General features: G+C 45.2%; 17 protein-coding genes. 7 read left to right on the top strand and 10 right to left on the bottom strand.

Annotated features, from left to right (window positions below):
• Positions 1-50: 50 nt before the first annotated feature.
• On the bottom strand, positions 51-1,259 hold the full coding sequence (locus R3D86_10850; GenBank protein ID MEZ5758707.1) for a nucleoside permease: 1,209 nt from the start codon (positions 1,257-1,259) through the stop codon (positions 51-53).
• 117 nt (positions 1,260-1,376) lie between these two features.
• On the opposite strand from R3D86_10850, the gene R3D86_10845 reads away from it, so the two are divergent.
• Positions 1,377-2,294, top strand: a complete 918-nt coding sequence (locus tag R3D86_10845) for a sugar phosphate isomerase/epimerase family protein (GenBank protein MEZ5758706.1) — start codon at positions 1,377-1,379, stop codon at positions 2,292-2,294.
• Between the two features lie 4 nt (positions 2,295-2,298).
• On the top strand, positions 2,299-3,987 hold the full coding sequence (locus R3D86_10840; protein ID MEZ5758705.1) for a GMC family oxidoreductase: 1,689 nt from the start codon (positions 2,299-2,301) through the stop codon (positions 3,985-3,987).
• Between the two features lies 1 nt (position 3,988).
• Here R3D86_10840 and R3D86_10835 read toward each other — a convergent pair whose 3' ends face one another.
• Entirely contained in the window at positions 3,989-6,433 is a 2,445-nt protein-coding gene (locus tag R3D86_10835; protein ID MEZ5758704.1) for a transporter substrate-binding domain-containing protein, read from the bottom strand.
• A 243-nt stretch (positions 6,434-6,676) separates the two neighbouring features.
• On the opposite strand from R3D86_10835, the gene R3D86_10830 reads away from it, so the two are divergent.
• Together R3D86_10830 and R3D86_10825 are read left to right on the top strand one after the other, a co-directional pair.
• Complete coding sequence (locus tag R3D86_10830) at positions 6,677-8,224, top strand: MFS transporter (protein ID MEZ5758703.1); 1,548 nt, start codon at positions 6,677-6,679, stop codon at positions 8,222-8,224.
• 86 nt (positions 8,225-8,310) lie between these two features.
• The gene (locus R3D86_10825; GenBank protein ID MEZ5758702.1) at positions 8,311-8,904 is read left to right on the top strand and encodes an AAA family ATPase; all 594 of its coding nucleotides are present in this window, start codon (positions 8,311-8,313) and stop codon (positions 8,902-8,904) included.
• A gap of 6 nt (positions 8,905-8,910) precedes the next feature.
• On the opposite strand, the gene R3D86_10820 is transcribed toward R3D86_10825, so the two are convergent.
• The gene (locus R3D86_10820; protein ID MEZ5758701.1) at positions 8,911-10,212 is read right to left on the bottom strand and encodes an APC family permease; all 1,302 of its coding nucleotides are present in this window, start codon (positions 10,210-10,212) and stop codon (positions 8,911-8,913) included.
• A gap of 13 nt (positions 10,213-10,225) precedes the next feature.
• Positions 10,226-11,425, bottom strand: coding sequence for an aminotransferase class I/II-fold pyridoxal phosphate-dependent enzyme (locus R3D86_10815; protein MEZ5758700.1), 1,200 nt, complete (start codon positions 11,423-11,425; stop codon positions 10,226-10,228).
• 144 nt (positions 11,426-11,569) lie between these two features.
• On the opposite strand from R3D86_10815, the gene R3D86_10810 reads away from it, so the two are divergent.
• A complete protein-coding gene (locus R3D86_10810) occupies positions 11,570-13,006 on the top strand; it encodes a Gfo/Idh/MocA family oxidoreductase (GenBank protein MEZ5758699.1) in 1,437 nt (478 codons plus the stop codon).
• A 32-nt stretch (positions 13,007-13,038) separates the two neighbouring features.
• Positions 13,039-14,067, top strand: coding sequence for a sugar kinase (locus tag R3D86_10805; protein MEZ5758698.1), 1,029 nt, complete (start codon positions 13,039-13,041; stop codon positions 14,065-14,067).
• 7 nt (positions 14,068-14,074) lie between these two features.
• On the opposite strand, the gene R3D86_10800 is transcribed toward R3D86_10805, so the two are convergent.
• From R3D86_10800 to R3D86_10780, 5 genes are read right to left on the bottom strand one after another with little or no spacing between them, the layout of a single operon-like run.
• Complete coding sequence (locus R3D86_10800; GenBank protein MEZ5758697.1) at positions 14,075-14,890, bottom strand: SDR family oxidoreductase; 816 nt, start codon at positions 14,888-14,890, stop codon at positions 14,075-14,077.
• A gap of 31 nt (positions 14,891-14,921) precedes the next feature.
• Positions 14,922-18,041 (bottom strand): heparinase II/III family protein, encoded by a 3,120-nt coding sequence (locus R3D86_10795; protein MEZ5758696.1) that lies wholly within the window; start codon positions 18,039-18,041, stop codon positions 14,922-14,924.
• A 15-nt stretch (positions 18,042-18,056) separates the two neighbouring features.
• Complete coding sequence (locus R3D86_10790) at positions 18,057-18,830, bottom strand: glucosamine-6-phosphate deaminase (GenBank protein ID MEZ5758695.1); 774 nt, start codon at positions 18,828-18,830, stop codon at positions 18,057-18,059.
• A 42-nt stretch (positions 18,831-18,872) separates the two neighbouring features.
• Positions 18,873-20,189 (bottom strand): N-acetylglucosamine-6-phosphate deacetylase, encoded by a 1,317-nt coding sequence (gene nagA / locus R3D86_10785; protein MEZ5758694.1) that lies wholly within the window; start codon positions 20,187-20,189, stop codon positions 18,873-18,875.
• A 19-nt stretch (positions 20,190-20,208) separates the two neighbouring features.
• Positions 20,209-21,447 (bottom strand): Nramp family divalent metal transporter, encoded by a 1,239-nt coding sequence (locus R3D86_10780; protein ID MEZ5758693.1) that lies wholly within the window; start codon positions 21,445-21,447, stop codon positions 20,209-20,211.
• A gap of 239 nt (positions 21,448-21,686) precedes the next feature.
• Here R3D86_10780 and R3D86_10775 point away from each other — a divergent pair, with 239 nt between their 5' ends.
• Positions 21,687-23,030, top strand: a complete 1,344-nt coding sequence (locus R3D86_10775) for a hypothetical protein (protein MEZ5758692.1) — start codon at positions 21,687-21,689, stop codon at positions 23,028-23,030.
• Here the strand turns inward: R3D86_10775 and R3D86_10770 are convergent.
• Positions 23,027-25,213, bottom strand: a complete 2,187-nt coding sequence (locus R3D86_10770) for an OsmC domain/YcaO domain-containing protein (GenBank protein MEZ5758691.1) — start codon at positions 25,211-25,213, stop codon at positions 23,027-23,029. The genes R3D86_10775 and R3D86_10770 overlap by 4 nt on opposite strands.
• Positions 25,214-25,241: the final 28 nt, after the last annotated feature.

The following is a 25,241-nucleotide window of genomic DNA, read 5'->3' as shown; positions in this document are numbered from 1 at the left end:
TGCCCGCACGCCCATCATGCATTTTACATATAATATGGCCCATTCTACCCTTAATCGACCGCCTTGCTTTTATCATTGAAGGTGAAGATAAAGATGAGGGAGACCACCGCCGCCAGCAAACATGGAGTGAGCCAGATACCGCCCCAATCCTTAACCCCATTCACGGTGAAGGCATCAACCACATACCCGGAAAGGCTTGAGCCGATGGCAAGGCCAAAGCCGTAAGTCAGAAGCGTAAAAAAGCTCTGCGCGCTGGAGCGGATGGCAACGTCCGCCTTTTTTTCCACATAGACCTGTCCGGTGACAAAGAAAAAGTCATAACAGACGCCGTGCAGCAATATCCCGACATAGATCATCCAGACCAGACCGTCCATATCGCCGCTGGCAAACAGGGCATAGCGCACCACCCAGGCCAGCATACCGACAAGCAGCATCCATTTAACGCCAAGCCGGCGGAAGAAAAACGGCATCAGCACCATAAAGCCGACTTCGGAGACCTGCCCCAGTGACATTTTGGCGGCGACCCCTTCCATACCGATCTCGTTAAAATAAAGGTTGGCAAAAGCATAATAGAAGGCGAGTGGAATGGAAATCAGCAGCGAACAGGCGGAAAAGACGGCAAAGGAGCGGTCTTTGAGCAATGCAAGGGACTGGAGCCCGAACATATCACCGATGCTGACTTTTTGCCCCTTGCTGCGGGGTGGGGTGTTGGGCAGGGTAAAGCTGTAAAGCCCGAGGATAACGGAGCCGATTGCTGCCATTTTCAGGGGAACCGATGTTGCCTCGACATTTTCGATTTTTGTGCCCAGCATAAATGTAATCAAGAGCCCGGCGACAATCCAGCCGATCGTGCCCCAGACCCGGATTTTCGGGAACTGTTCGTTTGGTTTATCCATCTGGTTAAAAGAAACAGCATTGGTCAGGGCAATGGTCGGCATATAGACCGCATTATAAATCAGGAAACCGACAATAATGCTACCGGTGGTGGCAAGGCCCGATACATAATAAAGCAGCACCGCCCCAATCAGATGCAGGACGGCCATGACCTTTTCCGCGGCAAAAAAGCGGTCTGCCACCAGCCCGATAAAAAGCGGGGAAATGATTGCGCCGATATTGTTGGTAAGATATGTGGTGCCGATTTCCGCACCGCTAAAGCCGATATTCGCCAGATAACTGCCCAATGTGACAAACCACGACCCCCAGACAAAAAGCTGAAGAAACATCATGACGCTGAGCTGACCATATATTTTGCTATTCATTCTTTTTCCCTTATTTTATAGTACCCCTTATTGATTTAAAGATAGCCGATTGGGGGAAACTTGACTAGCGAAAATGTAATCGGTTACAAACTAGGGTAAGGGTAAAGGACAGACCATATGAAGCTTGGAATTCAAAGCGCGATACTTGACGGCATGACATTTGAGGAAGTGATTGATTTTGCGGCCGAAAATAACTTTGACTGCGTTGAGTTGATGTGCTGGCCGAAGGGCAAAGCCGAGCGGAAATATGCCGGGGTCACCCATATTGATGTGGTGGATTTTGATCAGAATGATGCCGATTATATCAATAATTACTGCAAAAAAAAAGGTGTGGAAATCAGCGCGCTTGGCTATTACCCCAACCCGCTTTGCCCTGATCATGCAGAAGCGCAGGTTTATATTGACCATATAAAAAAGGTCATTGATGCCTCGGCGCTGCTCGGGATTAATATGGTCACCACCTTTATCGGCAATGACTGGCATAAAAATGTTGATGACAACTGGCCGCGTTTGGTTGAGGTATGGGGACCGCTGCTTGACTATGCCAAGGCCAGAAACACGCGGATCGGCATTGAAAACTGCGCCATGTTTTTTACTGATGATGAATGGCCGGCGGGCAAGAATATTGCCTATAGCCCGAAAATATGGCGGCGGATGTTTGCGGAATTTGATGGTGATACGCTGGGGCTTAATTATGATCCGTCGCATCTGGTCTGGATGCAGATGAACCATGAAAAACCGTGGGATGAGTTTGCTCACAAAATGTTCCATACCCATGCCAAGGATGTTGCTGTAAACCGGGATAAGCTGGATGATGTCGGGACAATGGCCAATCCGCTTGACTACCATGATCCGCGCATTCCGGGACGGGGTGATATTGACTGGCAAAGCTATATCGCCAAAATGAAGGGGGCCGGATTTGACGGCGCGCTTTGTATCGAAGTGGAAGACGCCGATTATGAAGGGGATATTGAGCTGAGGAAAAAGTCGCTGATTGACAGTGCGAGCCATTTAAGGCCGTTTATAGAAAGCTGAAAAAATGAGCACAGATTTTGATGCAATTGTTGTGGGGTCCGGCATTTCCGGCGGCTGGGCCGCCAAGGAACTGACCGAAAAGGGACTTAAAACCCTGCTGGTTGAACGGGGCCGTCGGGTAGATGCCGGCGATTATCCGACAGAAGGCAAAGCGCCGTGGGAACTGCCCAACCATGGCCGCACATCAAAAGCCGAACTGGACCGCGATTATCCGATCCAACAACTGACAGGCATTAATGAGGGGCACAAACATTTTTTTATCAAGGATCCTGAAAAACCCTATATTCAGGAAGAGGGAAAGCCTTTTTCTTGGATCAGGGGGCATCAGCTTGGCGGCAAGTCGCTGACCTGGGGCAAAGTGAGCCTTCGGTTCAGTGATCTGGATTTTGAAGCCAATAAAAATGACGGGCATGGCACCGACTGGCCGATCCGGTATAAGGATATTGCCCCCTGGTATGATTATGCGGAGCGGTTTGCCGGGATCAGCGGATCAAAAGAAGGACTTCCCCACCTGCCGGACGGCATATTCCAGCCGCCGATGGAGATGTCCTGCGTTGAGCGCGCCGCCAAAAAAGGGATTGAAGCCGCCTACCCCGACCGTCATCTGATCATCAGCCGCACCGCTAACTTGACCGAACCTACGGAAGAACAGCTCGCGCTTGGCCGCAGCAAATGTCAATTCAGAAATGAGTGTACGCGCGGTTGTTCGTTCGGCGCCTATTTTTCCAGCCAGTCAGCGACCCTGCCGGCGGCGGAACGGACCGGCAATCTGACCATCATCACCGATGCGGTTGCCCAAAAAGTCAATTATGACCCGGAAAGCAAAAAGGCAACAGGTGTTCGGGTTATTGATGCCAACACCAAACAAGTTAGCGACTATACCGCGAAGGTTATTTTCCTTTGTGCATCGGCACTTGGCACCACGCAGATCATGCTTAATTCCATATCTGAAAGCTTCCCGAACGGCATTGCCAATAGCAGCGGCGTGCTCGGTCATTATCTGATGGATCATGTATTTCAGGCAGGAGCACGAGGTAAAATGACCATTGATGACCGCTATTACAGGGGCCGTCGCGCTAATGCCGTCTATATCCCGCGTTTTCATAATTTAAGCGAAAAACATCCCGACTTTATACGCGGATATGGTTATGAGGGCTGGTCATCGCGGGAAGACTGGGGCCGGTTAACAGAGACACCCCTTTATGGTGCCAAGCTTAAAAATAAACTGAGAACCCCGGGCGACTGGAGCTTTGAAATTATGGGCTTTGGGGAAATGCTGCCCAGATTTGAAAATCATGTCCGGCTTGACCCCACCCGGAAAGATAATTGGGATATGCCATTGCTGCGCATATCGGTTGAACATAGTGACAATGAAAAAGCCATGCAGCAGAGCATGAAATTTGAAGCGGAAGAAATGCTGAAAAAAGCAGGGTTTCATGATATAGAAAGCTATGCCGATGAACCACCCCCGGGACTTTGCATCCATGAAATGGGGACGGCACGGATGGGGCGTGATCCCAAAACCAGTGTCCTGAACGGTTTTAACCAGGCCCATGATGTCAACAACCTGTTTGCGACCGACGGCGCGGCAATGGCTTCAACCGCCTGCCAGAACCCGTCACTTACCTATATGGCGCTGACGGCACGGGCGGCGGATTATGCGGTCAGCCAGCTTAAAGCCGGCCTGATTTAATTCAGCCGATGACCCGCTTTGTCGGAAAGGTAATGATGGCCTGGGTTCCTTCTTTTATTTCACTGATCAAAGTGAACTTGCCATTATGAAGTTCTATCAGGTTTTTCACAATCGGCAGACCGAGTCCCGTCCCTTCTTCATTTAAGTCATGCTTGCCATGAATCTGCTCGAACGGATTCTGGACCTGTTCAAGCCGGTCTTTGGGAATGCCTATTCCGTTATCGATTATGGCCACTTCAACCTGTCCATTGCGCTTTTTATTGATCAGGCACTCAACTTTACCGTCATGTGGAGTATATTTAATGGCATTAGAAAGCAGGTTGATAAAAATCCTTTTAATCGCATTTAAATCACCCAGTATCTTCAGCGAACTGTTGATTGGCTTTGGTGAATATAACACTGAAATATTTTTTCCTTCCGCCTGAGCGGTCAACATTTTAATGGCTTCAACCAGACAGCCATTCAGTGAAAATTCACATTCCTCAAGTCGCCATTTCCCGGCCTCAATCTTCGATAAATCAAGAATATCATTTATGACTGTCGATAAATGTGTGCCACTGTTTCTGATATCCGACAGATATTCCTTATGCTTCAGATTATCAACCTGCCCGCCAACCCCTGCCAGCATCGCATCGGAAAAGCCGATTATGGCATTCAGCGGCGTACGGATTTCGTGGCTCATATTGGCCAGGAAATTTGATTTGGCGGCATTTGCCGCTTCGGCCTCTGCCTGGGCCGTTTCAGCACGCATCTGTGAAATGATCAGTTTTCTTTCAACAGATTTCCGCCGCTTGACTTCACGCCTCAGGCTGGCATTCCAGATCAGAATAATGACCAAAATGACAATGACGACAATCCCGATCTGCCAGAGCAGGGCATAATCCAACGGATCTTCATTGGAAAGAGACCCGATCCATTCCCTTGAAATCTGTGCCCTTTCAATTGCACTGATTGAATTGAGCGCCTTTTGCATGGCGCTGGTCAATAATGTAAGCTCTTTCCTGATTGCAAAAGTATTTGCACCGATATAGGGGGTATCGCCGGCAATCACGATATTTGTATACCCCTGTTCTGATATATTATATGCCACCATAGGCAGACTACCCACATGTGCATCAACGCGATTTGAGGCGACCAAATTAAGGGCATCAGCAGCCGATTTGGCTGGAATTATATCAATTTCGGGATAGTTATTCTTAAGATAATCAATAACAGCATACCCCTCGACCACAGCCACTTTTCGCCCTGAAAGCCCATCAAGATTACCGATAATCTTTTCTTCTTTTCTGGCAAAAATCATATAGGTCGATATGAGATATTCACTCGTAAAATTAAGATATTCAGATCTTTCGGCTGTGGGCGTCGTTAGTCCAATGACATCCACCTGACCTTCCTTGATTTTATTTAGGGAATCTGCCCAGTCGTGGCTTGGGACTGTTTCAAACTTAATATTAAGTTTTTCCGCAATTTTTCTTAAATAGGACCCGGTAACACCGGTAATTTCACCGTTATTATCAATAAATTCAAGCGGGGCCACAGTAGGGTCAGCAGCAACCCGGACCACATTATTCTGCGAAAGCCACGCCAGTTCTTCACGGGTAAGTCCAATATCCACAAGTCTTCCACTTGATATTGAAGTCTGCCATTTATCTGTAAGTGCAACAAATTCTTCCTGACTGACTGCGGCCATTCCTTTTTCAAGAATAGATATGAGTATCGGCCAGTCCTTACGAGCGGCAAAGCGGATGTAATCGGCATTTTCCGTTTCCGGGAAAAATTTGTCTCCAATGACTTCTATACCAGGCAGCAGACTTGTCCGGATCATATATTGCGATGCGGGCAATATATCAGCATGAACATCAATTGACCCAGCTGAGAGGGCTTTAAGTGCTTTGAGGGTTGAATCAAATTCAACCAGATTAAGGTCAGTAAAATTTTCTTTATAAACCCTGTCAGGGATTGAATCGATAACTACCCCTATCCTTTTGTTCTGCAGATCATTGAGGCTTGAAATATGCTTTGACCCCTGTCTTCCGAAATAGACCATCGGCAGATCAAGATAAGGCACTGTAAAATTAAGATATTCCTCACGTTCAGGAGATTGAATGATACTTTGCGCCATATCAATTTCCTTATTTCTTAATTTATTCAAAAGCTCAGACCAGGGCAGACCATTTACATATTCAATTTTCAAGCCGACTTTTTTAGCTACCAAATTCAAATAATCAATCGAGAATCCCAGAGGCTTTCCATCACGGGCAAAATCAAGGGGCGCCCATTCCATTTCATTGGTAGACCGTATGACCGGATGCTGCTCTATCCAGAGCTTTTCCTCGTCCGTTAATTTAACACTATTGTCGGAATCCTGTGCGAAAGCCCCTGATAGAATTGTCAGGACCAAAATCAATGATAAAAATAAATTAAATATAAGCTTATGAAATATCACAAATATAACTCTTTAATTAAAAATACCTATTGTCCCAATCAATCAGATTTTTGTTTACCTAGGAAAATATAGACAATATTGGTTAATTTTTAGCTAGTGCACTTTCAATTATAAAAAAATACATAAAACACTGAAAATAAAAGAATTTGACAGTCAATTCGTTGATATATACCCTTTCGGAATTATCTGTTGGTATTGCGCAGAAAACGAACGTATCCAACAACCATTAAGTTGATGAGATTTATGATGGAAGAACCGAACGCTGGTCAATCCACAACAATCAAAGATGTAAAACAGCTTGGTCTTTGGGCATCCCTCTGCAGTCTTTCCTATGTATTCTGGATTTGCGGCGGCATGGAAATGATTGAACGGCTTGCCTATTATGGGGCAAGAATGGTTTCAGGTCTTTATGCCACTGATAGTGCTGCAAATGGCGGGCTGGGGATTACTGAAACCGAGCTTGGGACAATTTTTCTGGTTTGGGCAATGGTTCAGACATGGGTACCTGTCGTCACAGGAGGACTTTCAGACAGAATTGGATATAAGGAAACCATATTTGCCTCAACCGTGACCAAAATTATCGGTTATCTTTTTATGGCATTATTTCCGACCTATTGGGGCTTTATGGCCGGTGCGGTCATCCTTGCTTTCGGCACCGGAATATTTAAGCCGGGCATTCAGGGCACAATCGTAAAAAGCACAAATAGATTGAACAGTTCCATGGCATGGGGCGTTTTTTATCAGACTGTGAACATTGGCGGCTGGATCGGACCGCTGATTGCAGTAAGGCTGCAGATACTGGCCTGGGATCAGGTTTTTTATGCCTGTGCGCTGATCATTAGTGTGAATTTTTTATTCCTACTCACCTATAAAGAACCGGATAAGCAGGCCCGGCTTGAAAGACAGGCAAAAATCAAAGCTGGCGAAATAAAGGAAAAACCACTTTGGCAGGAAAGCCTAAGCGAACTTAAGAACCCTATTCTAATCTGGTATATCGTAATATTTTCCGGTTTCTGGTTTATGCTGATGTTTTTCTGGGATGTGGCGCCACTTTATTTCCGGGACTGGGTAGACACGGCACCTTTGGTTGCTCACTGGTTCGGGGAAAACGGCACACAAAATGAAACCTTAAAATTTTTACTTGGTTTAAGCGAAGACGGTCGTGAAGTTACACCCATCGGGCTGATTTCCTATAATGGTCTGCTCATTATGACGGTGTGTTTCATCGTTGCCGGACTTTCTGCAAAACTCAAAGCAATGCATAGCCTGGCAATTGGAACAATGATGACATCATCTGCATTACTGATCCTTGGCATGTTTAATCTGGCATGGCTGATTGTGATCGGCATTGTAACATTTTCCATTGGTGAAATGCTGTCATCACCAAAAAGCAGTGAATTTCTCGGCAACATTGCCCCGGCAAGAAAGAAAGCCATGTATCTGGGCTTCTCACAAATGCCGATCGGGATCGGCTGGACTCTGGAAGGATTTATTGGCCCCTATCTTTACGGGCAATGGGCTTCAAAAGAACAAATTTCCCGACTTGTTCTGTCAGACTATGGCCTTAACGCTGACCAGATTAGTGCCATTCCCGGCGGTGAGGCCTTTGGAAAGCTTATTGAGCTTTCTGGGAAAACCGCCAACCTCCTGACAACAGAACTTTATGCCTGTAACAATATTGGACTGGTGTGGTATTTTATGGCATCTGTCGGGATCATTTCTGCCATTAGTATGGTTTATTACGGCAAGTGGATCTACAGAATAGCCAACACACAAGTTATTGAAGACTAAAGCATTGCCAACCCTTAATGAATAATTTGATAGTCCGGTGATAATACGGAATTGACAAAAATGAACGTCAATTTATAACTGGAGCCATGAAAATCATTACAATTTCAGGCGCAAGCGGATCCGGCAAATCAACCCTTGCCGATCATATCCACAAGAAAAAAGACGGCAGTCTATTGCTGGGCATTGATCGTTATTATTTAAGCAAAGCCGAACAGGTTGAACGCCACGGATTTTTCAATTTTGATTATCCTGCAGCTCTCGATACTGATCTGATGAAAGAGCATTTAAGGCAGTTAAAAAAAACCGGTAAAGCCGACGTCCCGATTTATGATTTTAAAATCAGCAAGCGGACCGGATATGAACCTGTATCCGTTAAAGATACCATCATCATAGACGGGCTTTTTGCCGGATCACTGCTTTCGGACCTTGCGGATCTGAACATATTTGTTGATGTTGATCTTGACCTTGCCTTGCTCAGAAGAATTGAGCGGGATATGAGGGAACGTGGGCGAACCCTGGAAAGCGTTACTGAACAATATATGAAGGATGTAAGACCGGCTTATTTCAAACATATCGAAACAATAAAATCATCATCAGACATCATCCTTAAAAACAACACATCCATTGATGAACTGTTGAATGACGCAGCACAGATCCTCACTCTGCTGGATAATAATTAAAACTGATCAGTCTTCTATCTTCATCAATTTTGCACGGTAATGAATATAGCCCACAATAAAAATAATATAGCCAACAATCAGACCTGATCCGATAAGTCCGATACTTGACCAGGATAATGCCAATTGCGCAAGCAATATGAGTATTCCACCAACACAGATTATTTTTAATGTCCGCTCGGAAAGCTTTAAATGTGCCGAGGCGAAAACATCAGGAAGACGTTTTGAAAGCAGATATGCCGCAATAATCGGAATCATGTCATAAATAAACACAAGGCCGCTTCCAAGCATGACGATATAATTAAGCGACCAGCCAAGCAGGACGGGTGCGCCTCCGACAAAAAGCAGAATGGTCAAAAGAATATGAGGCGTGTTAAACCGTTCATTGACAACGGCCAGCCCCTTGGGCAGCCAACCGTCTTCACAGGCAATAAGTACTGATTTTGTCGCCCAGGTAAAGGTAGAATTTATACTGGTCGCCAGCGCAAAAAGACCCGCACCGACCATGAAGGCAACATATAGATAATCAGGCAGTATTTCCCTGGCCACATCAGAAAGTGTGGCATTCGCTGTCTGCTCAAGCGGCAGAATGCCGACTGCGACAATGGACACAAGTGCAAAAAAACAGGCCGCAATAAGCGTGCTAAAAATCATGGCACGCGGCAGATCGCGGTGCGGGTTTTTCATTTCCCCGCCGATTTCGGAAATATACTGCGCGCCGCCCGTGGCAAATGACATTACCACGCAGGCCAGAGCAAAGCCATACCAGCCTTTTGGAAACAGGTTTTCCTGATCGGTGAAGTTGCTGTAATCAACTTCAAGAATTCCAAAAAATATAAGCGATGATAAACCCAGAAGCAAAAAGACAATCATTATTTTCTGCACAACAGCGGCCGGATGAATGCCAACCAGATTGACCAGATAAAATAAAACAAGTATGCCAAACGCCACATAGCGAATATTTAATGCTGGCACCAAAGCGGCAGCATAATTGGCAAATCCAAGTGCAAATAAAGCAATCAGAATATGGGTTATAAGCAAAACCGCCAGATAGAAAAAACCGACCTTTTTGCCTAAAACCCTTTTACAGTAAACATAAAGCCCGCCGGTCGCCGGCATCGCTGACCCCATAAAAACCACGGGCATCTGTTTAATAAGCGACAAGATGGCCGAAAGAATAAAGGCAAGCGGTACAGCATAAGCCGTATACTCAATACCGATACCGATCAGCACCATAATGCCTGAGCCAATCACCTGCCCGAGGGCAAGGGCGAAAACATCCCAGAAGTTCAGCGATTTTTTTAATTTCATCCGATCCCTTTCATCAGAGCAGCGCGAGAGCGGCATCAAAATCCGCAATCAGGTCATCAGCATCCTCAAGCCCGACAGAGACACGGATCATACCATCTGAAATCCCCATTTCCAGCCGCTCTTCCTTAGGGATATCAAGAAAGGCCATCAAGGCCGGAATTTGTGTTGTGCTGCGCACCCCACCAAGGCTCGCAGAAAAGCAGCTAAGCTCAAGATTATCCAGAACCTTTAAGGCCCGATCCCCGTCCCCGACATCAAAGGTCAGCATCGCCCCGAATTTCGGCATCTGCGCCTTGGCAATTTCATGCTGCGGATGGCTTTCAAGTCCGGGGTACCATACCCTGCCGACCTTGTTATGGCCTTCAAAATGACGGGCGAGCTTAGCGGCCGTTTTACAGGCACGCTCAAGCCGGACGCTTAATGTCGAAATGCCTCGGCTCAGCATCCAGGCATTAAAGGGGGCGAGCGGCGCGCCAAGTTTAACCATTGTGTTCCAGCGGATCTGTTCCAGAAAGTCGGGCGGCAGAATTTCGGATTTCATACAAATCGAGCCGCCGATAACATCACTGTGGCCACCGATAAATTTGGTGGCGCTTTCAACAACTATATCCACACCCCATTCAAGCGGACGCATGACATAGGGACTGGCAAATGTATTATCGCAGATAACAACAATTCCCCGTTCATGAGCCATCTCAACCAACGGCGGAATAGCCGCCACTTTCATCGACGGGTTGGCAATTGTTTCAAAATAAATAACTTTGGTATTGGGTCTGATTGCCGCCTTTACCGCTTCCGGGTTTGCCGTATCAACAAAGGTGGTTTCAATATTATAGTCGGTCAGCCGATGATCAAGCATTTCATGGGTTGAACTGTAGGTGGTCCAGTCACAGACAATATGATCACCGCTTTTTAAAAGCCCGAGCAAAGTAATGGAAATAGCCGCCATACCTGACGCAGTTGCAAGGCAGGCATCACCCCCTTCAATCATCATCATCTGTTCTTCAAACTGATATTCAGACGGATTGCCACAGCGACCATAAATGTTGACTTCCTTACGGGCACCATCAACTATTCTTTGAAAAATTTCCGCGTCATACTGAAAACTGGAGGACATAATGATCGGAGGACTGATTGATTTTGTTGCCGGATCAGGTGGCGTATAAACTGCCCTGCTGTCAAACTTAAGTCCCCGTCTTTTTTCATTATCCATTTTATTCCCACTCACATTATTTTTATAGACTCATTCGTTATAGAATTGTGAACCAAATTGCACAAGTCTCACCAGAAATTAATTTACGAACTGCTCAAGATAATATTTAATGAGAAGATAATAATTTGAGGACGGGGAAAAATTATGAAAACACAAAATACCAGCAGAAGATCATTTATCAAAAAAACGGCCGCCGCCGCGGTTGGTTTTTCTATTGTGCCAAGGCATGTTCTTGGTCAGGGCTTTACACCCCCGAGTGACCAATTAAATGTCGCCGTAATCGGTGGTGGGGGCAAGGGTTTTTCAGATGCCGTCAATGTCTGGGGCGACGGAGTATCAAATATCGCCGCGATTTGCGATGTGGACTGGAATATGGCCGCTGAAGCCTTTCAGAAATTTCCAAATGCTAAAAAATATAAGGATTTCAGAAAACTGCTGGATGAAATGCCGGATATTGATGCCATAACCGTTTCAACACCGGATCATAATCATGCCGTTATTACCATGAACGCTATGAAACGCGGCATCCACACTTATGTTCAAAAGCCCCTGACCCACAATATATATGAAGCCCGCACGCTGACGGAAGCGGCGAACCAATATAAAATTGTGACCCAGATGGGCAATCAGGGCGCTTCAGGTGCCGGGGTCAAACAAATGATTAAATGGTTTGATCAGGGAATGATTGGCAATGTTCATGAAGTTCATGTCTGGACCAACCGGCCGGTCTGGCCGCAGGGCATAAAAAGCCCGACCAATATGCCCGCGATGCTAGATGGGCTGGACTGGGATACATGGATTGGGCCAGCGGCATGGGTTGACTATCATCCGCTTTATCATCCCTTTAAATGGCGCGGCTGGTGGAATTTCGGCACCGGGGCACTTGGCGATATGGCCTGCCATCTAATTGACCCGCCATTTCGGGTTCTTGGACTTGGCTATCCGACAGAAGTTGAAAGCAGCGTTGGCGCCACATACTCACAGGACTGGATGCCGGATTATCTGCCTGCTTCTTGCCCGCCATCATCAAGAACCCAGCTTAGCTTCCCGGCCAGCAGGAAAAATCCTGTTCCCATAAAACTGACATGGACCGACGGGGGCTTGCGGCCGTTTCATCCTGACCTGATACCCGCGGATCATGATATCGGTGATGGAGGCAGCACAAACGGTGTCATCATGATGGGGGAAAAAGGAATTATGACCTGTGGCACTTATGCAGAAAACCCGAAAATATACCTAAATTCTGGCGAACTGATCACCCAGGAACCGGTTGAACAGGAAATCATGCTTCCTGAAAATGGCCACCACAGGCACTGGGTAGATGCCTGCAAACAGGGATATGGCAGTGAAAAACATAAAGAGCTTACATCGTCCTTTGATTTTGCCGGTCCGCTAACCGAATCTATTCTGATGGGCAATCTGGCGATCCGCAGCTTCAATCTCCGTGAAAAGAATGGTGAGGATTTTGAATATCCTGGACGCAAAAAACTACTTTGGGATGGTAAAAATATGAAAATTACAAACTTTGAACCTGCCAATCAGTTTGTTAAAAGAGAATATCGTGAAGGCTGGGCCCTTTAATATCAACACACCAAAAATGGAAAGAATAAGTAATGGTGGATATCGTAACCTTTGGTGAAATCCTGTTACGGCTGAAAAGTCCGGGATATGAACGGTTTTTTCAAACTCCACAGTTTGAGGCAACATTCGGCGGCGCAGAGGCAAATGTGGCAAATAGTCTGGCACACTTCGGTGTAAATGTTTCTCATGTCACGGCGCTTCCCGATAATGATATTGCCCACGCAGCAGTGGGTGAACTTCGCCGTCATGGCGTGGATACACGACATATAAATTACCAGGGAAAACGTATCGGCACATACTATCTTGAGGCCGGGGCATCGCTCCGCCCGGGACGCGTTATTTACGACCGTGCCCATTCATCACTTTCTGAGGCAAGGATTGATGATTTTAACTGGGATAAAATTCTTGCCGATACGAAATGGTTTCACACAACCGGGATCACTCCGGCCATCAGCCACTCTGCCGCCGACATAACATTGGACGCTATGAAAACAGCGAGGAAAATGGGCCTTACCGTCTCACTTGATCTGAATTACCGGGCCAATTTATGGCAATATGGCAAAACCGCCACTGAAGTCATGCCCGAGCTTGCCAAGCATGCGGACGTTATCATTGCGGGACGTGAAGACTGCCAGCAATGTCTGGGCGTTGATGTTGCTTTAAAAGCTGAAGAAGACATTGCTCACCTCGATTATTTTAAAGCACTCAGCAACGAAATGATGAGCATTTTTCCAGGCCTTAAAATGCTGGCAATAACATTAAGACAGTCAATCCGGGCCGATTATCATCGCTGGTCAGCCTGCCTTGCCGAACGTGACAAATTTATAAACAGTGATATTTACGACATTCATAACATCATTGATCGTGTTGGAGGTGGCGACAGCTTTTCTGCTGCCCTGATTTATGGACTTTATAATAAACAGTCTATTCAGGAAGCATTGCATTTTGCCACAGCGGCCAGTGCCCTGAAGCATTCTGTTCCGGGAGACGTAAATCTGGTCACTGAAAAGGAAGTCAGGTCACTAATGAAAGGCACATCAGGCGGGAGGGTTCAGCGGTAATCTTTTCCTATACCCCGCCAAAAATGGAAAAGCCGCCATCGACGCAGACCATTGAACCGGTGACAAATTTAGAAGCATCACTCAATAGCCAGATAAGCGCCCCTTTTAATTCATCCGGCTCGCCAAAGCGTTTAAACGGGGTTTGATCAATCACAGCCTGCGCCCGTTCCGTATAGGACCCATCCGGGTTAAGAAGCATTTTTTTATTCTGTTCGGTCAGGAAAAATCCTGGGGCCAGCGCATTCATACGTATTTTGTCCCCATAGCGGTTCGCCATCTCAACCGCAAACCACTGGGTATAGCAATCAACCGCCGCTTTACCCATATTATATCCAAGAACCCGGGTTATCGCCCGTTTGGAATTCATCGAAGAAATATTGACAATGCTGCCCTTTTCGGCAGTTTTTGCCATTGCCTCACCAAAAACCTGGGTCGGGTTTAATGTGCCCCACAGATTTAAATCCATCACGTCCCGCATGCCGTTCAGGTCCATCTGAAACAGATCCTGATCGGGCATCAGCACCCCTTGCGGCATAATCCCCCCTGCCGCATTTACAAGCCCATCTACTTTGCCATATTCATTCAGGATTTTATCCTTGGCAGTCTTAAGCTCTTCGATATTCAGCACATCAGCAATCAGCGGTAATGCTTTGCTGCCACTTCGGTTAATTTGATCAGCGCGATCATGGGCAATTTCCTCATTACGGCCAAGAATACCGACTGACCCGCCCGCTTCCACTATAGCATCAATAAAGGACTTGCCTAAAATACCGGTGCCTCCAGTGACCACGATCACTTTATCTTTTAAAGAAAAATCTGTCATAATTATACTTCTGCCTCTCCATTTCTTATCCTTATTGGATTATCAGAAGTCCCTCTCCTTTCGGTACATCGACGGTTACCATTTTATTTTTATCATTATAAATAAAATCATCCACTGATTTGCCATTTAAAATAACATCAGCTGGTGGATTTTCAGCATATATGCTCAACTGACCGCCGCTGCCATGATAATATTTAAGGCCGTTTCCGGAAAGCTCGAATGTCATAGGCATATTTGATGAAACCCGCAGTTTCCCACCTCGGCTGAATGTGGTTGTTGAACCGACAAAGGCCCGTTCATTATCCCAGGATAAGGAAATTGCATCCGTTTTGATATTATCGACGGTATATTGATTTCCAGGGCTGGTGGTAAAGGCAAATTTCTGACCTGATGCTGTTCCGGAAATATAGCCATTGTGTTTTTCGACCTTAACAGTGGCATCAACATTTTCAGTTGTCAGGATATTTGCCATCACGAGTGGTTTTGCCCCTGAACTGCTTGATGTGGATGTTATCATGCCTTCTTTGATAAGCGGTTTTTCATTTCGAAGTGTCTTAATATAATGGGGTGTTTCCACCGCTTTTATATCCATTTGCGCCGGGCTTAATGGCATAATGTTGAGCGTCGACCCACCCTTAGATATTTTAGAGACCTTTCCTCCAACCGAAATATCATTCAGTGCCAGTGTCTGATAAAGCAGGGTTACATCAACATCGTCCTTATCCGGCACGGCAATATCAACCATCAGCACCGTCCGCGGTTTTAAATAAAGCACATTACGTGTAAGTGATTTAACCTTGCCCCAGTAAAGCCTTCCAATATCGGCCGTGGAGAAGGCCGCATCCTGCCCGTCAAGAAACTGGGCAATAATGGCGTGATCGTCAAATCCGGCAGCAAATCCAAGCGGGTCACCAACTCGCTGGCTTTGATGATTGCCGTTAATCAGGATGGTTGAATGGGCAATTGGCTGTGTGAGCCATGACTGATATTTAGGATCCTCATAATAATCCGATGTTTTTAAGTGGCGGTCTTCAATAAAAATCTGCCCGCGATCCGCAAGATAAAAACTACCCTGATCAAGGTGCTGATGGTTATAAAAAGGACCACTTCTCATAACAAATACAAAGTCATCCTTTTCCCATCCGCTTTTGAAAACGGTCGTGCCCACCTTATGGAATGCCTTGATTGCGCTTTCATCAAATGGTGTATCCTCTTTTACGTTTCTGGTTTCATAAAGCGCATCCAGAAATGTTTCCTTACCATCTTTCAGATAATTATAATACCAGCCCAGCCGGCTTTCCTTCTGCATATCCAGCAGGAATGCCCAGTTGGATGCCGGAATAATATCCCCAACGGAATCGCCAAAATCAAACCATTTATGATCTTTAATAAGCCCGCCCCAGATATATTCCTTATAGGTACCAACCAAAGAGGCGCTGACATCTATGTTAAACACATTTTTGAGTGAAGGCACACTGTAGGACAGGTTTGAAAAACTATAATTATTATAGCCAAATCCTTCGCCCCAGCTGCCGTCTTTTGTGTCGGCGACACGGTTCAGGAATGTATAATATTTTAGCATTGTCCCCGTAAAATAGGGTTCCAGATTTTCCGTGTCCGGACCGTCAGCATAAATTGCCGCCATCGTCATCAGCGATCCCCCGGTTATCATGGCAATCCAGTTTGACGTTTTTGAGGTAATATTATCGTTATAGACATATGTTTTAAAGGCGCCATCAATAATATTTCTTATGAGGGCTCCCCGGATTTTTACCCTTTCCGCTTCGCTCATCAAATCGTAAGTCAGATCATAGGCTTCGGCAAGACGGTGTGACCAGCTCCCCGTGTTATGTTCACTGAACCGTCCTCTTTTTGTCTGCCATGGATGCGACCAGTTATCCCAGTCCGACAATTTTAAAAGAACATCTTTAACATATAGTCCCGCTTCACGGTCATGATGAAATTCATAAGCCATTGCATTCTGACGAAGTGCATCCATCGTATGAAAAATATGCATTCTCCAGGCATCCCATGAAGGTAGCCATACTTCGTCCGGGAATTGGTCCAGATCAAAAATCAGACTGGCAACGGGCACTTTTTCACGCTGGAGTTTTGCACTTTCTGCAATATCGTCATAAACCTTTTTAAAGCGATCTTCTTTAAGACGGGCTTCAATCACCCTTGCTTTTTCAGCATCATAAAGAAGCCTTGGGTGCTGCCCTGCCATATCGGCCACCTTTGGCGCAATATGAATGGTAAACGCGGTGCTTGATTTCTGCTCGTTCTCTGAATAAGCATTGACCTCACCAATATATAGTCCATCCGGATAGGTAAGAGTAAGCGGATTTAAAAACCAGTTCCTTCCATCCTTTGCCAGTTCCCCCTCATAAACCGGGTCATTTCTGTCTGTAATAGAGGCAATTTTTATAGTGACTTTATCCGCATTAAAACCCCAGCTGCCGGAAAGCGAGAATTTATCACCGCGGCTGAAATGCTTCTTAGGAATAAACTCTGCAAATTCAGGAAGTTTCATCATTTCAGGTTTGGCAAATTTAAAAACTGCCCCCTGTTTAGCTGTGACCTTAATATCATCCAGCCCGAGATAAATCGGCATATCCGGATCGGCGGAAGGGATTTTGGTTAAAAACGCTAAAGCATGGATTTCAATTTCATTGTTATTTTTCAGGGAAGGGTTTTCACGGATCAGGTCCTTGTAGCTGACGGTAAGCGGCACCCACATATTTGTTTTCGGGTTTGGGATCGTGATATCCAGTTTACCGAGTTCTCCTGCCGCAAACCTAACTTTAAAAAATTCCGCCTTCAGATTGGTTTTCAGATAATATTTAAGAGAAATTTCAGAGCCCGCTGCCAGATATATGTTCATGAGCTTCTGGGCACCCGCATAATTATCCACATTGGTGTAAGGGGTAACCTTTTGCACGATCGATATGTTTGGGTCCCCCGGTACAATTTCATTGACCCTGAAATTAGGGTCATACGCCGTATCCTGCCACAGCGGATAAGATGCCCATGCCCCAAGGGCGCGGTCTTCAAAATCCTCACTATATTTAAAGGGCTCAAGCTCGGTTTTGGCAATTGTTTGTGCCGTTAGCCCAAGATAAAGGGCAAGAAACAGGGATAATTTTCTCATAAAATTCTCTTAAATCTATGCCAGTTTGCTGGCGCTTGCCTCGTCAATATATAAAACGGCTTTTGGGTGATTACGCAAAATTGTCGACGGATATTTTTCCTGAATATCATCTTTCAATGTATGATAAATCGCATCAGCCTTATTATTCCCCGGTACAACCGCAAAGGCATATGTCGCCTTGAACAAGGCAGGAATAGTCAGTGTTATAGCGTGGGTTGGCACTTCTTCAATGGTTTTAAAACAGATATGATCATCAGGGTCCACCTGCTGCCATCTGTTTTTTTCATCCAGATCAATAATTTTCACCACTTCCGGATCATCAAAAAAAGCAACATGCGGGTCATTGAAAGCCAGATGGGTATTTTCGCCAATTCCCAGTATGACAATATCCGTCGGGTATTTTTCCATCAGATCAGCATATCTTTTACATTCAGTGTCAAGTTTATCTTTGTCCCCATTCATATAATAAACTTCACGGAAATTAACGTGATCAAAAAGCATTTCTTTTAGGTAATTCCCGAAAAGCTGCGGTGCATCAGAATCCAGACCAACATATTCGTCCATATGGAACGCGTTGATCCGACTCCAGTCCACATCCTTAGTTCTTAGAGAAGCAAGAAATTCATTTTGTGATGGTGCTGCGGCAAATACGATATTGATGTGGTCTTTATTTTTGAGAAGTGAATTGATACAGCTGCTGACTTCCTCTGCAGCATCCGCCCCCATATCATTTCTGGTCTTATATATTTTTACCTTCAGCTTATCTTTTGTTATTTCTCTTTTGTCCATCAATCTTCCTTTTAGTCTCTCTTTCATTGTTTATTTTTTACTTTAAGCCCGGCTGTAAACGATATTGCCGCCGATTATGGTTTTATCAATCTGAATATCATTATCAAATATCAGAATATCCGCGTCCTTACCCGGAACCAGCGATCCTTTCCGGTCTGCGATCCCCATGATGTTTGCCGGGGTGATGCTCATCATTCTGACAGCATCCTTAAGCGGCACATCGGCAATGGTACTGATTGTTCTGACCAGCCGGTCAGTGGTTGCAACGCTGCCCGCGAAAGATGTTCTGTCCGGCAATTTTGCCACACCGTCCTCAACTATAACTTTTATGCCATTGGTCAGACTTCCCAAAATACTTTCCTGCCCGTCAGGAAGTCCTGCCGCCCGCATGGAATCGGTTACCAGCGCAATGCGGTCCGCCCCTTTGGTTTTATAAATCAGCTTTAAAAGTGGTGCCGGCAGGTGGCGACCGTCTGAGATAACCTCAACATTCATTTCTTCAATCAGGAAAGCGCTTTCCACACCACCCGGAAAACGGAACGAATTGCGCCGTGTCACCCCGGCCATGCCGGAATAAAGATGGGTTGCCAGCGAAACACCATTTTCAAAAGCAAGCATGACATCATCATAAACGGCACTGGTATGCCCCATGGACGGCATAACGCCTTTAGAGCGGAGATAACGGATAAACTCCAGTGATCCTTTCCTTTCAGGCGCTGAATCCCAGCGCTTGATCACAGTTGTGCGCGATAAAATTTCCTTATATTCCTTCGGGTCCGGGTCTCTGATATATTTCGGGTTCTGTGCACCGCGCTGTTCCATCGAATAATATGGTCCTTCAAGAAACACGCCAAGAAATTCCGCCCCCGCCTTATTGACCTTATTGGCCTGCTCATATATATCCAGATTTTTATAAAGTTCTTCTTTATCCCCGGACAGGGCCGTTGGATACATGGATGTGGTACCGTGACGTGCGTGCAACTCTGCCGCTTTCAAAAAGGCGTTGACCGTCCCATCCAGAAATGAATGGCCGCCGCCGCCATGGCAATGAAGATCAATAAAGCCTGGGGATATATATTTTCCACCAGCGTCAATTTCCATTGCGCCCGGGAATTCAATATTGCTGTCACTGACCTCTACTATTTTACCGTTCTCAACGGCAATGCAGCCATTTGGCAGTTCCCGGTAGGGAGTAAGCAACCGGCCGTTAAAAATTTTAATCCGCCCAACGTTATTGAATGACATGAAAGAATTTGACTGGGCAAATGAATTTGTCGAAAGCAGCCCGCTTCCTGCAGCCAAAGACGCAAGTCCCATTTTTTGCATAAATTCACGACGGTTTTCGTTAAGTTTTTTCATATCAATTCCAATCAAATTTTTAAAAGAAACCTTTAATGGCAAAATAAGTTGTCACAAGTGAGAAAAGAATAACCGCGACAAGCCCGGCATTCATTCGGCTTGACGCTGTGTGATCATTCATAAAGGATTTTTTATTAAGTAAAATAAATACGGGGATCGCCACAGCCGGCAAAATGGCCGCCTGAAATGCCATGGAAAAGACCATTAGTATGGTCGGGCTTTTTTCAAGAAATATAGCGCAGAAAGCAACCAGCAATCCCGAAATGATTAATATTCTGTACATGGGGGACTTTATATCCCTAGGCTTGCCCATATAGTCTGAAATAAGCCAGGGAGCAATCAGCACTATAGGGAAAATGGTTGAAAGACCGGCACCGGCAATGCCAAGGATCAGCATTAAAGAGGCCACTTTACCACCGATCGGCTCAAACAATCCGATCAGATCAAGTGTGTTATCAACCTTAAGTCCCATCAGATGAAGGGTTCCGGCTGAAACTGCCATAATAAGCCCGCTTAAAAGAAGCATCATGGCGGAGGAAACAAAGGCGTCTTTTTTTTCATCCTTAAGATTTTCAATGGTCCAGCCTTTTTCTGTAACAACCGTACTGCGGATAATAAAGACGGCAGCGGAACATGTCGTGCCCGCCATTGCAGCAACGAGTCCAAATGCCCCCGGTTCATCTGGCATGGAGGGAACCAGGCCTTTAACAATCGAAAGCAGATCAGGACTGACCATAAAAAACACACCGACGAAACAAAAAACCATCATGATGACAAATACAGTCAGGACTTTTTCAAAAATTTTATACTGACCGAACCAGAACATCGAAAATAATGCAATAATCAGAACCGGGACAATCCAGGCCACACTGACAATTGCCCCATCCGTCATCAGGCGGATCCCTTCCTGTATCAGGTCAGCGACAATCCCCATTATACCGACCAGTGCCAGAAGCTCCCCTGTAATAAGGGCGGCCATAATATAAAGGGCAAGTGGCTTGCCCCACTTAAATTGGGATTTAATATTCAGAAGCGCCGTTTTGCCGCTGACCAGCGTAACCTGACCATATGCGGCCATCAGAATATAGGTAAATATACAGGAAAGAACGATTGCCCAGAGTAAGGTCATTCCATATTCGGCCCCGGCTTTCGCCATGGTCGTCACACTTCCGGTCCCTATATTATATCCAATTAAAAATAAGCCCGGACCGACAGCACTTACGGCGACTAATATTTTTTTTAAAATGTTATCTGACATATGACCCTATTTTCCAACTTATCCCCCGAAAGCTGCCTCCCTAATTTTTCCCCATTAGACTATAATCATTTTAAACAACTTTCATCAATATCTTATTAGCAATAATTTTAATATCTCAAGAGGTTGGGTAAAAAATTAAAATTGATGAACTTTTTAAACCACGATGATTTTTTATTGGCATAATGCTATGCTTTAAAGCAATATAGCTAAAAAGGGATATCATCTAAAAAGGGGACAACATGACAAATAAGATTATCAATGTCATTACGCGCATTACCATTTTGCTGACAATATTAACAGTGCCGTTTCAAGTTTATGCCGCTGATAAAAAAATAATTGCCAAACGTTATTTTTCAAATTTTCCCCTAGCTAAGGGAAATTATAATGGAATTTCATCGGCCAGTGACGGGCTAATTTATTATGTGCTCTGTTCCGGCGATCTTGATACTGGTGCCCAGATGTATTCCTATAATCCCAAAGATGATAAAATCACTCACCTTGCCGACCTGACAGAAATTGTTGGCGAAAAGGGTCAAAAATCAATTCCTCAGGGCAAAAGCCACGTGAATTATTATGAATATAAAGGCAAGCTTTATTTTGCGACTCATATTGATTTTTATACCAACATTGATGGTAAGGAAATTCTTGGCATTCCGCCGGAAGGATATAAACCTTATCCCGGCGGACATATTGTATCTTACGATATGACCAGAGGTAAATTTGAAGATCTGGGCATTGCTTCAAAAACAAAAGGGGGCGTACTGGCCCAGACCATGGATAGAAGCCGTGGCAGACTATACGGTATCATCTGGCCATCCGGTGAAGTCTATCGCTATGATATTGAAAGCAGGGATTTAAAAACACTCGGCAAATTTTTTGCAGATGGCGAAGAAGGAAACGGCGACCGTTATTTTGTTTTAAGCCGTTCGCTTTCGGTTGATGAAACATCCGGAAATGTATTTTTTGCCAACCCCTTAGGCGAAATTTACCAGTATGTTTTGGACAAGGATGAGGTGGAGCTGGTCACTTCGGATAATCTGGTAAAAGATTATTTTGGTAATTTAAATATCCACCGGTCAATGGGATATCAATGGCGGCAATCTGTCTGGTCTGATTATGACAAAATGATTTATGGTGTTCATCTTGAATCCGAATATCTGTTTCGGTTAAACCCTAAAACAGGAAAAGCTGAAATTCTTGACCGGCTGGCATCCCCCACAACAAAGCGGGCTGGTGTTAACGGATACGGCGGGAGTCTAGGCCTGACATTCGGTGAAAATAATCATACGCTTTACCATATTTCGCATGCCTACCCCAGCGAAGAGGAGTTTAAACAATTCGGACCTGAAGCGGTAAGTAAGCTCAGCCTGAAAAATCATCATTTAATTTCATATGATCTGGAAACGCATAAATATTCTGACCTTGGGGAAATTACCTTTGAAGATGGAAGCGAACCCGTTCATATCAATTCACTGGCATATGGGGCAGATGGAAATTTTTATGCCGTAACCACGATTGAACTGAATAATGGAGAAATCACATCGGATCTCATTTCATTTCCAAATCCGGCAGTTCAAAATTAATTAGAAAAAGTCGCGGCTCTGGCTTTATGAAGTTTTTTATAGCTATCAATAAGTTTTAAATGCTTATCTAGCCCCTCAAGCTTCATACTTGTTTTGCTCAGGCCAAAAAAGCGAACATCGCCACGGACGGAACCGACAACTTTTTTCATAATTTCCGACCCATACATTCTGTTCAAATTTTTAAGATAATCATCAAGATCCAGCTCTTCATCGAGCCAGATGTCAATTACGGCATTGACCGCCTGATAAAACAGAATTCGTGAAACGGTATTATCATTAAAGTTGAGAAAGTCAAAGATCAGGTCTTTTGCTTCTTCCAACTGACCAAGCGCAAGGTTGATCAGTATTTTAAGCTCCCCGATATCAAGCTTGCCCCAAACGGTTGTTTCATCAAAAACAATACCGATCAGATCGGATACAAGCATCCGGTTATCCAGCTCACTTTCCTCAAGCCGTTCAAGCAACTGGCCAAGGTCATCATCAGCCAGCGCGTGAATACTCAAGATATCAGCCCTGAAGTGTAAGGCCCTGTTACTATTATCCCAGATCAGGTCCTCAACCGGGTAAATTTCTGAATAATCCGGCACCAGTATCCGGCAGGCGGTTGCCCCGAAATCCTGATAGTGGGCAATATAGACGTCCTTGCCCAGATCATGCAGAATATTCATCAGCGTATCCCTTTCCTGCTCTGATGTTCCGGAAAAATCCCATTCGCAGAATTCGTAATCCGCCTTATCACTAAAGAATTTCCAGGATATGAGACCGGTTGAATCTATAAAATGCTCAACAAAATTATTGGGCTCCGAAAGCGCCAGACTGTTAAATGTCGGCGGCGGCATATCATTCAAGCCTTCAAAGCTCCTGCCCTGCAAAAGTTCGGTAAGCGAACGTTCCAACGCCACTTCAAAATCGGGATGGGCGCCAAAGGATGCAAAAACGCCGCCTGTCCGCGGGTTCATCAGTGTCACACTCATCACCGGAAACTGGCCCCCCAAAGACGCGTCCTTGACCAGAATGGGAAACCCTTTTGCTTCCAGCTCATCTATCCCTTTCATTATATGAGGATATTTTAGAAGCACCTCTTTCGGCACATCAGGTAGAATGATTTCCTCTTCAATAATCTGTTTCTTAACGGCACGCTCAAATATTTCGGAAAAGCACTGAACCTCGGCTTCAAAAATATTATTTCCTGCGCTCATACCGTTGCTGACATATAAATTCTCAATCAGGTTGGATGGAAAATAGATGGTTTTCTGATCAGACTGACGGATAAAGGGAAGCGCACAGATGCCTCTCTCTATATCGCCTGAATTGGTATCAATCAGATGCGATGCCATAAGTTCATTGTCCGGATCATAAAATTCCAGAAGTGTATCATCCAGAAGTCCTTCCGGCAGACGATCATCCGGCCCCAGTTTGAACCATTTTTCATTGGGATAATGGACAAATTCGCTACGTCCTATTTCCTCACCAAAATACTGGTCATTATAAAAAAAGTTACAGCTTGCCCGCTCAATATATTCGCCAAGAGCTGAGCAAAGTGCACTTTCCTTCGTCGCGCCCTTGCCATTGGTAAAACACATGGGCGATGCCGCATCACGGATATGAAGTGACCAGACATTGGAGACAATATTTCGCCAGGACGCAATTTCAATTTTTATGCCAAGCTCGGCCAGAATAGCTGTCATATCTGAAATGGTTTGCTCAAGCGGCAGGTCCTTGCCAGTGATCATGGTACGCTGCCCACTTGCGGTGGCACCAAAATCCAATAATGACGTATCCTTTTCAAGGCTTTCAACAACCTCAATTTTAAATTCCGGGCTCTGTTGAATCACTTTTTTAACCGTACAGCGGTCAATTGACCGCAAAATGCCTTCGCGGTCACGGTCCGAAATATGATCGGGCAGTTCCACATCGATCTGGAAAATCTGGTTATAACGGTTTTCAGGGTCAACAATATTATTCTGGGAAAGTCTGATCCCATCGGTCGGAATTTTACGGGCAAGACAATAAACCTTTACAAAATAAGCGGCGCATAATGCCGAAGACGCCAGAAAATAGTCAAACGGGCTGGGAGCCGAGCCATCACCCTTATAACGAATGGGCTGATCGGTCACGACCGTATAATCATCAAACTTTGCTTCAAGCCTGAGATTTTCCAAAAAATTTACTGTAATTTCCATCTGAGTTCCGTTTGACTGTTCATTTTGC

This window comes from Emcibacteraceae bacterium, from assembly GCA_041396985.1.
GTDB lineage: Bacteria > Pseudomonadota > Alphaproteobacteria > Sphingomonadales > Emcibacteraceae > Pseudemcibacter.
The sequence above is the reverse complement of the archived record's forward strand: the minus strand, read 5'-3'. Positions and strand labels throughout refer to the sequence as shown.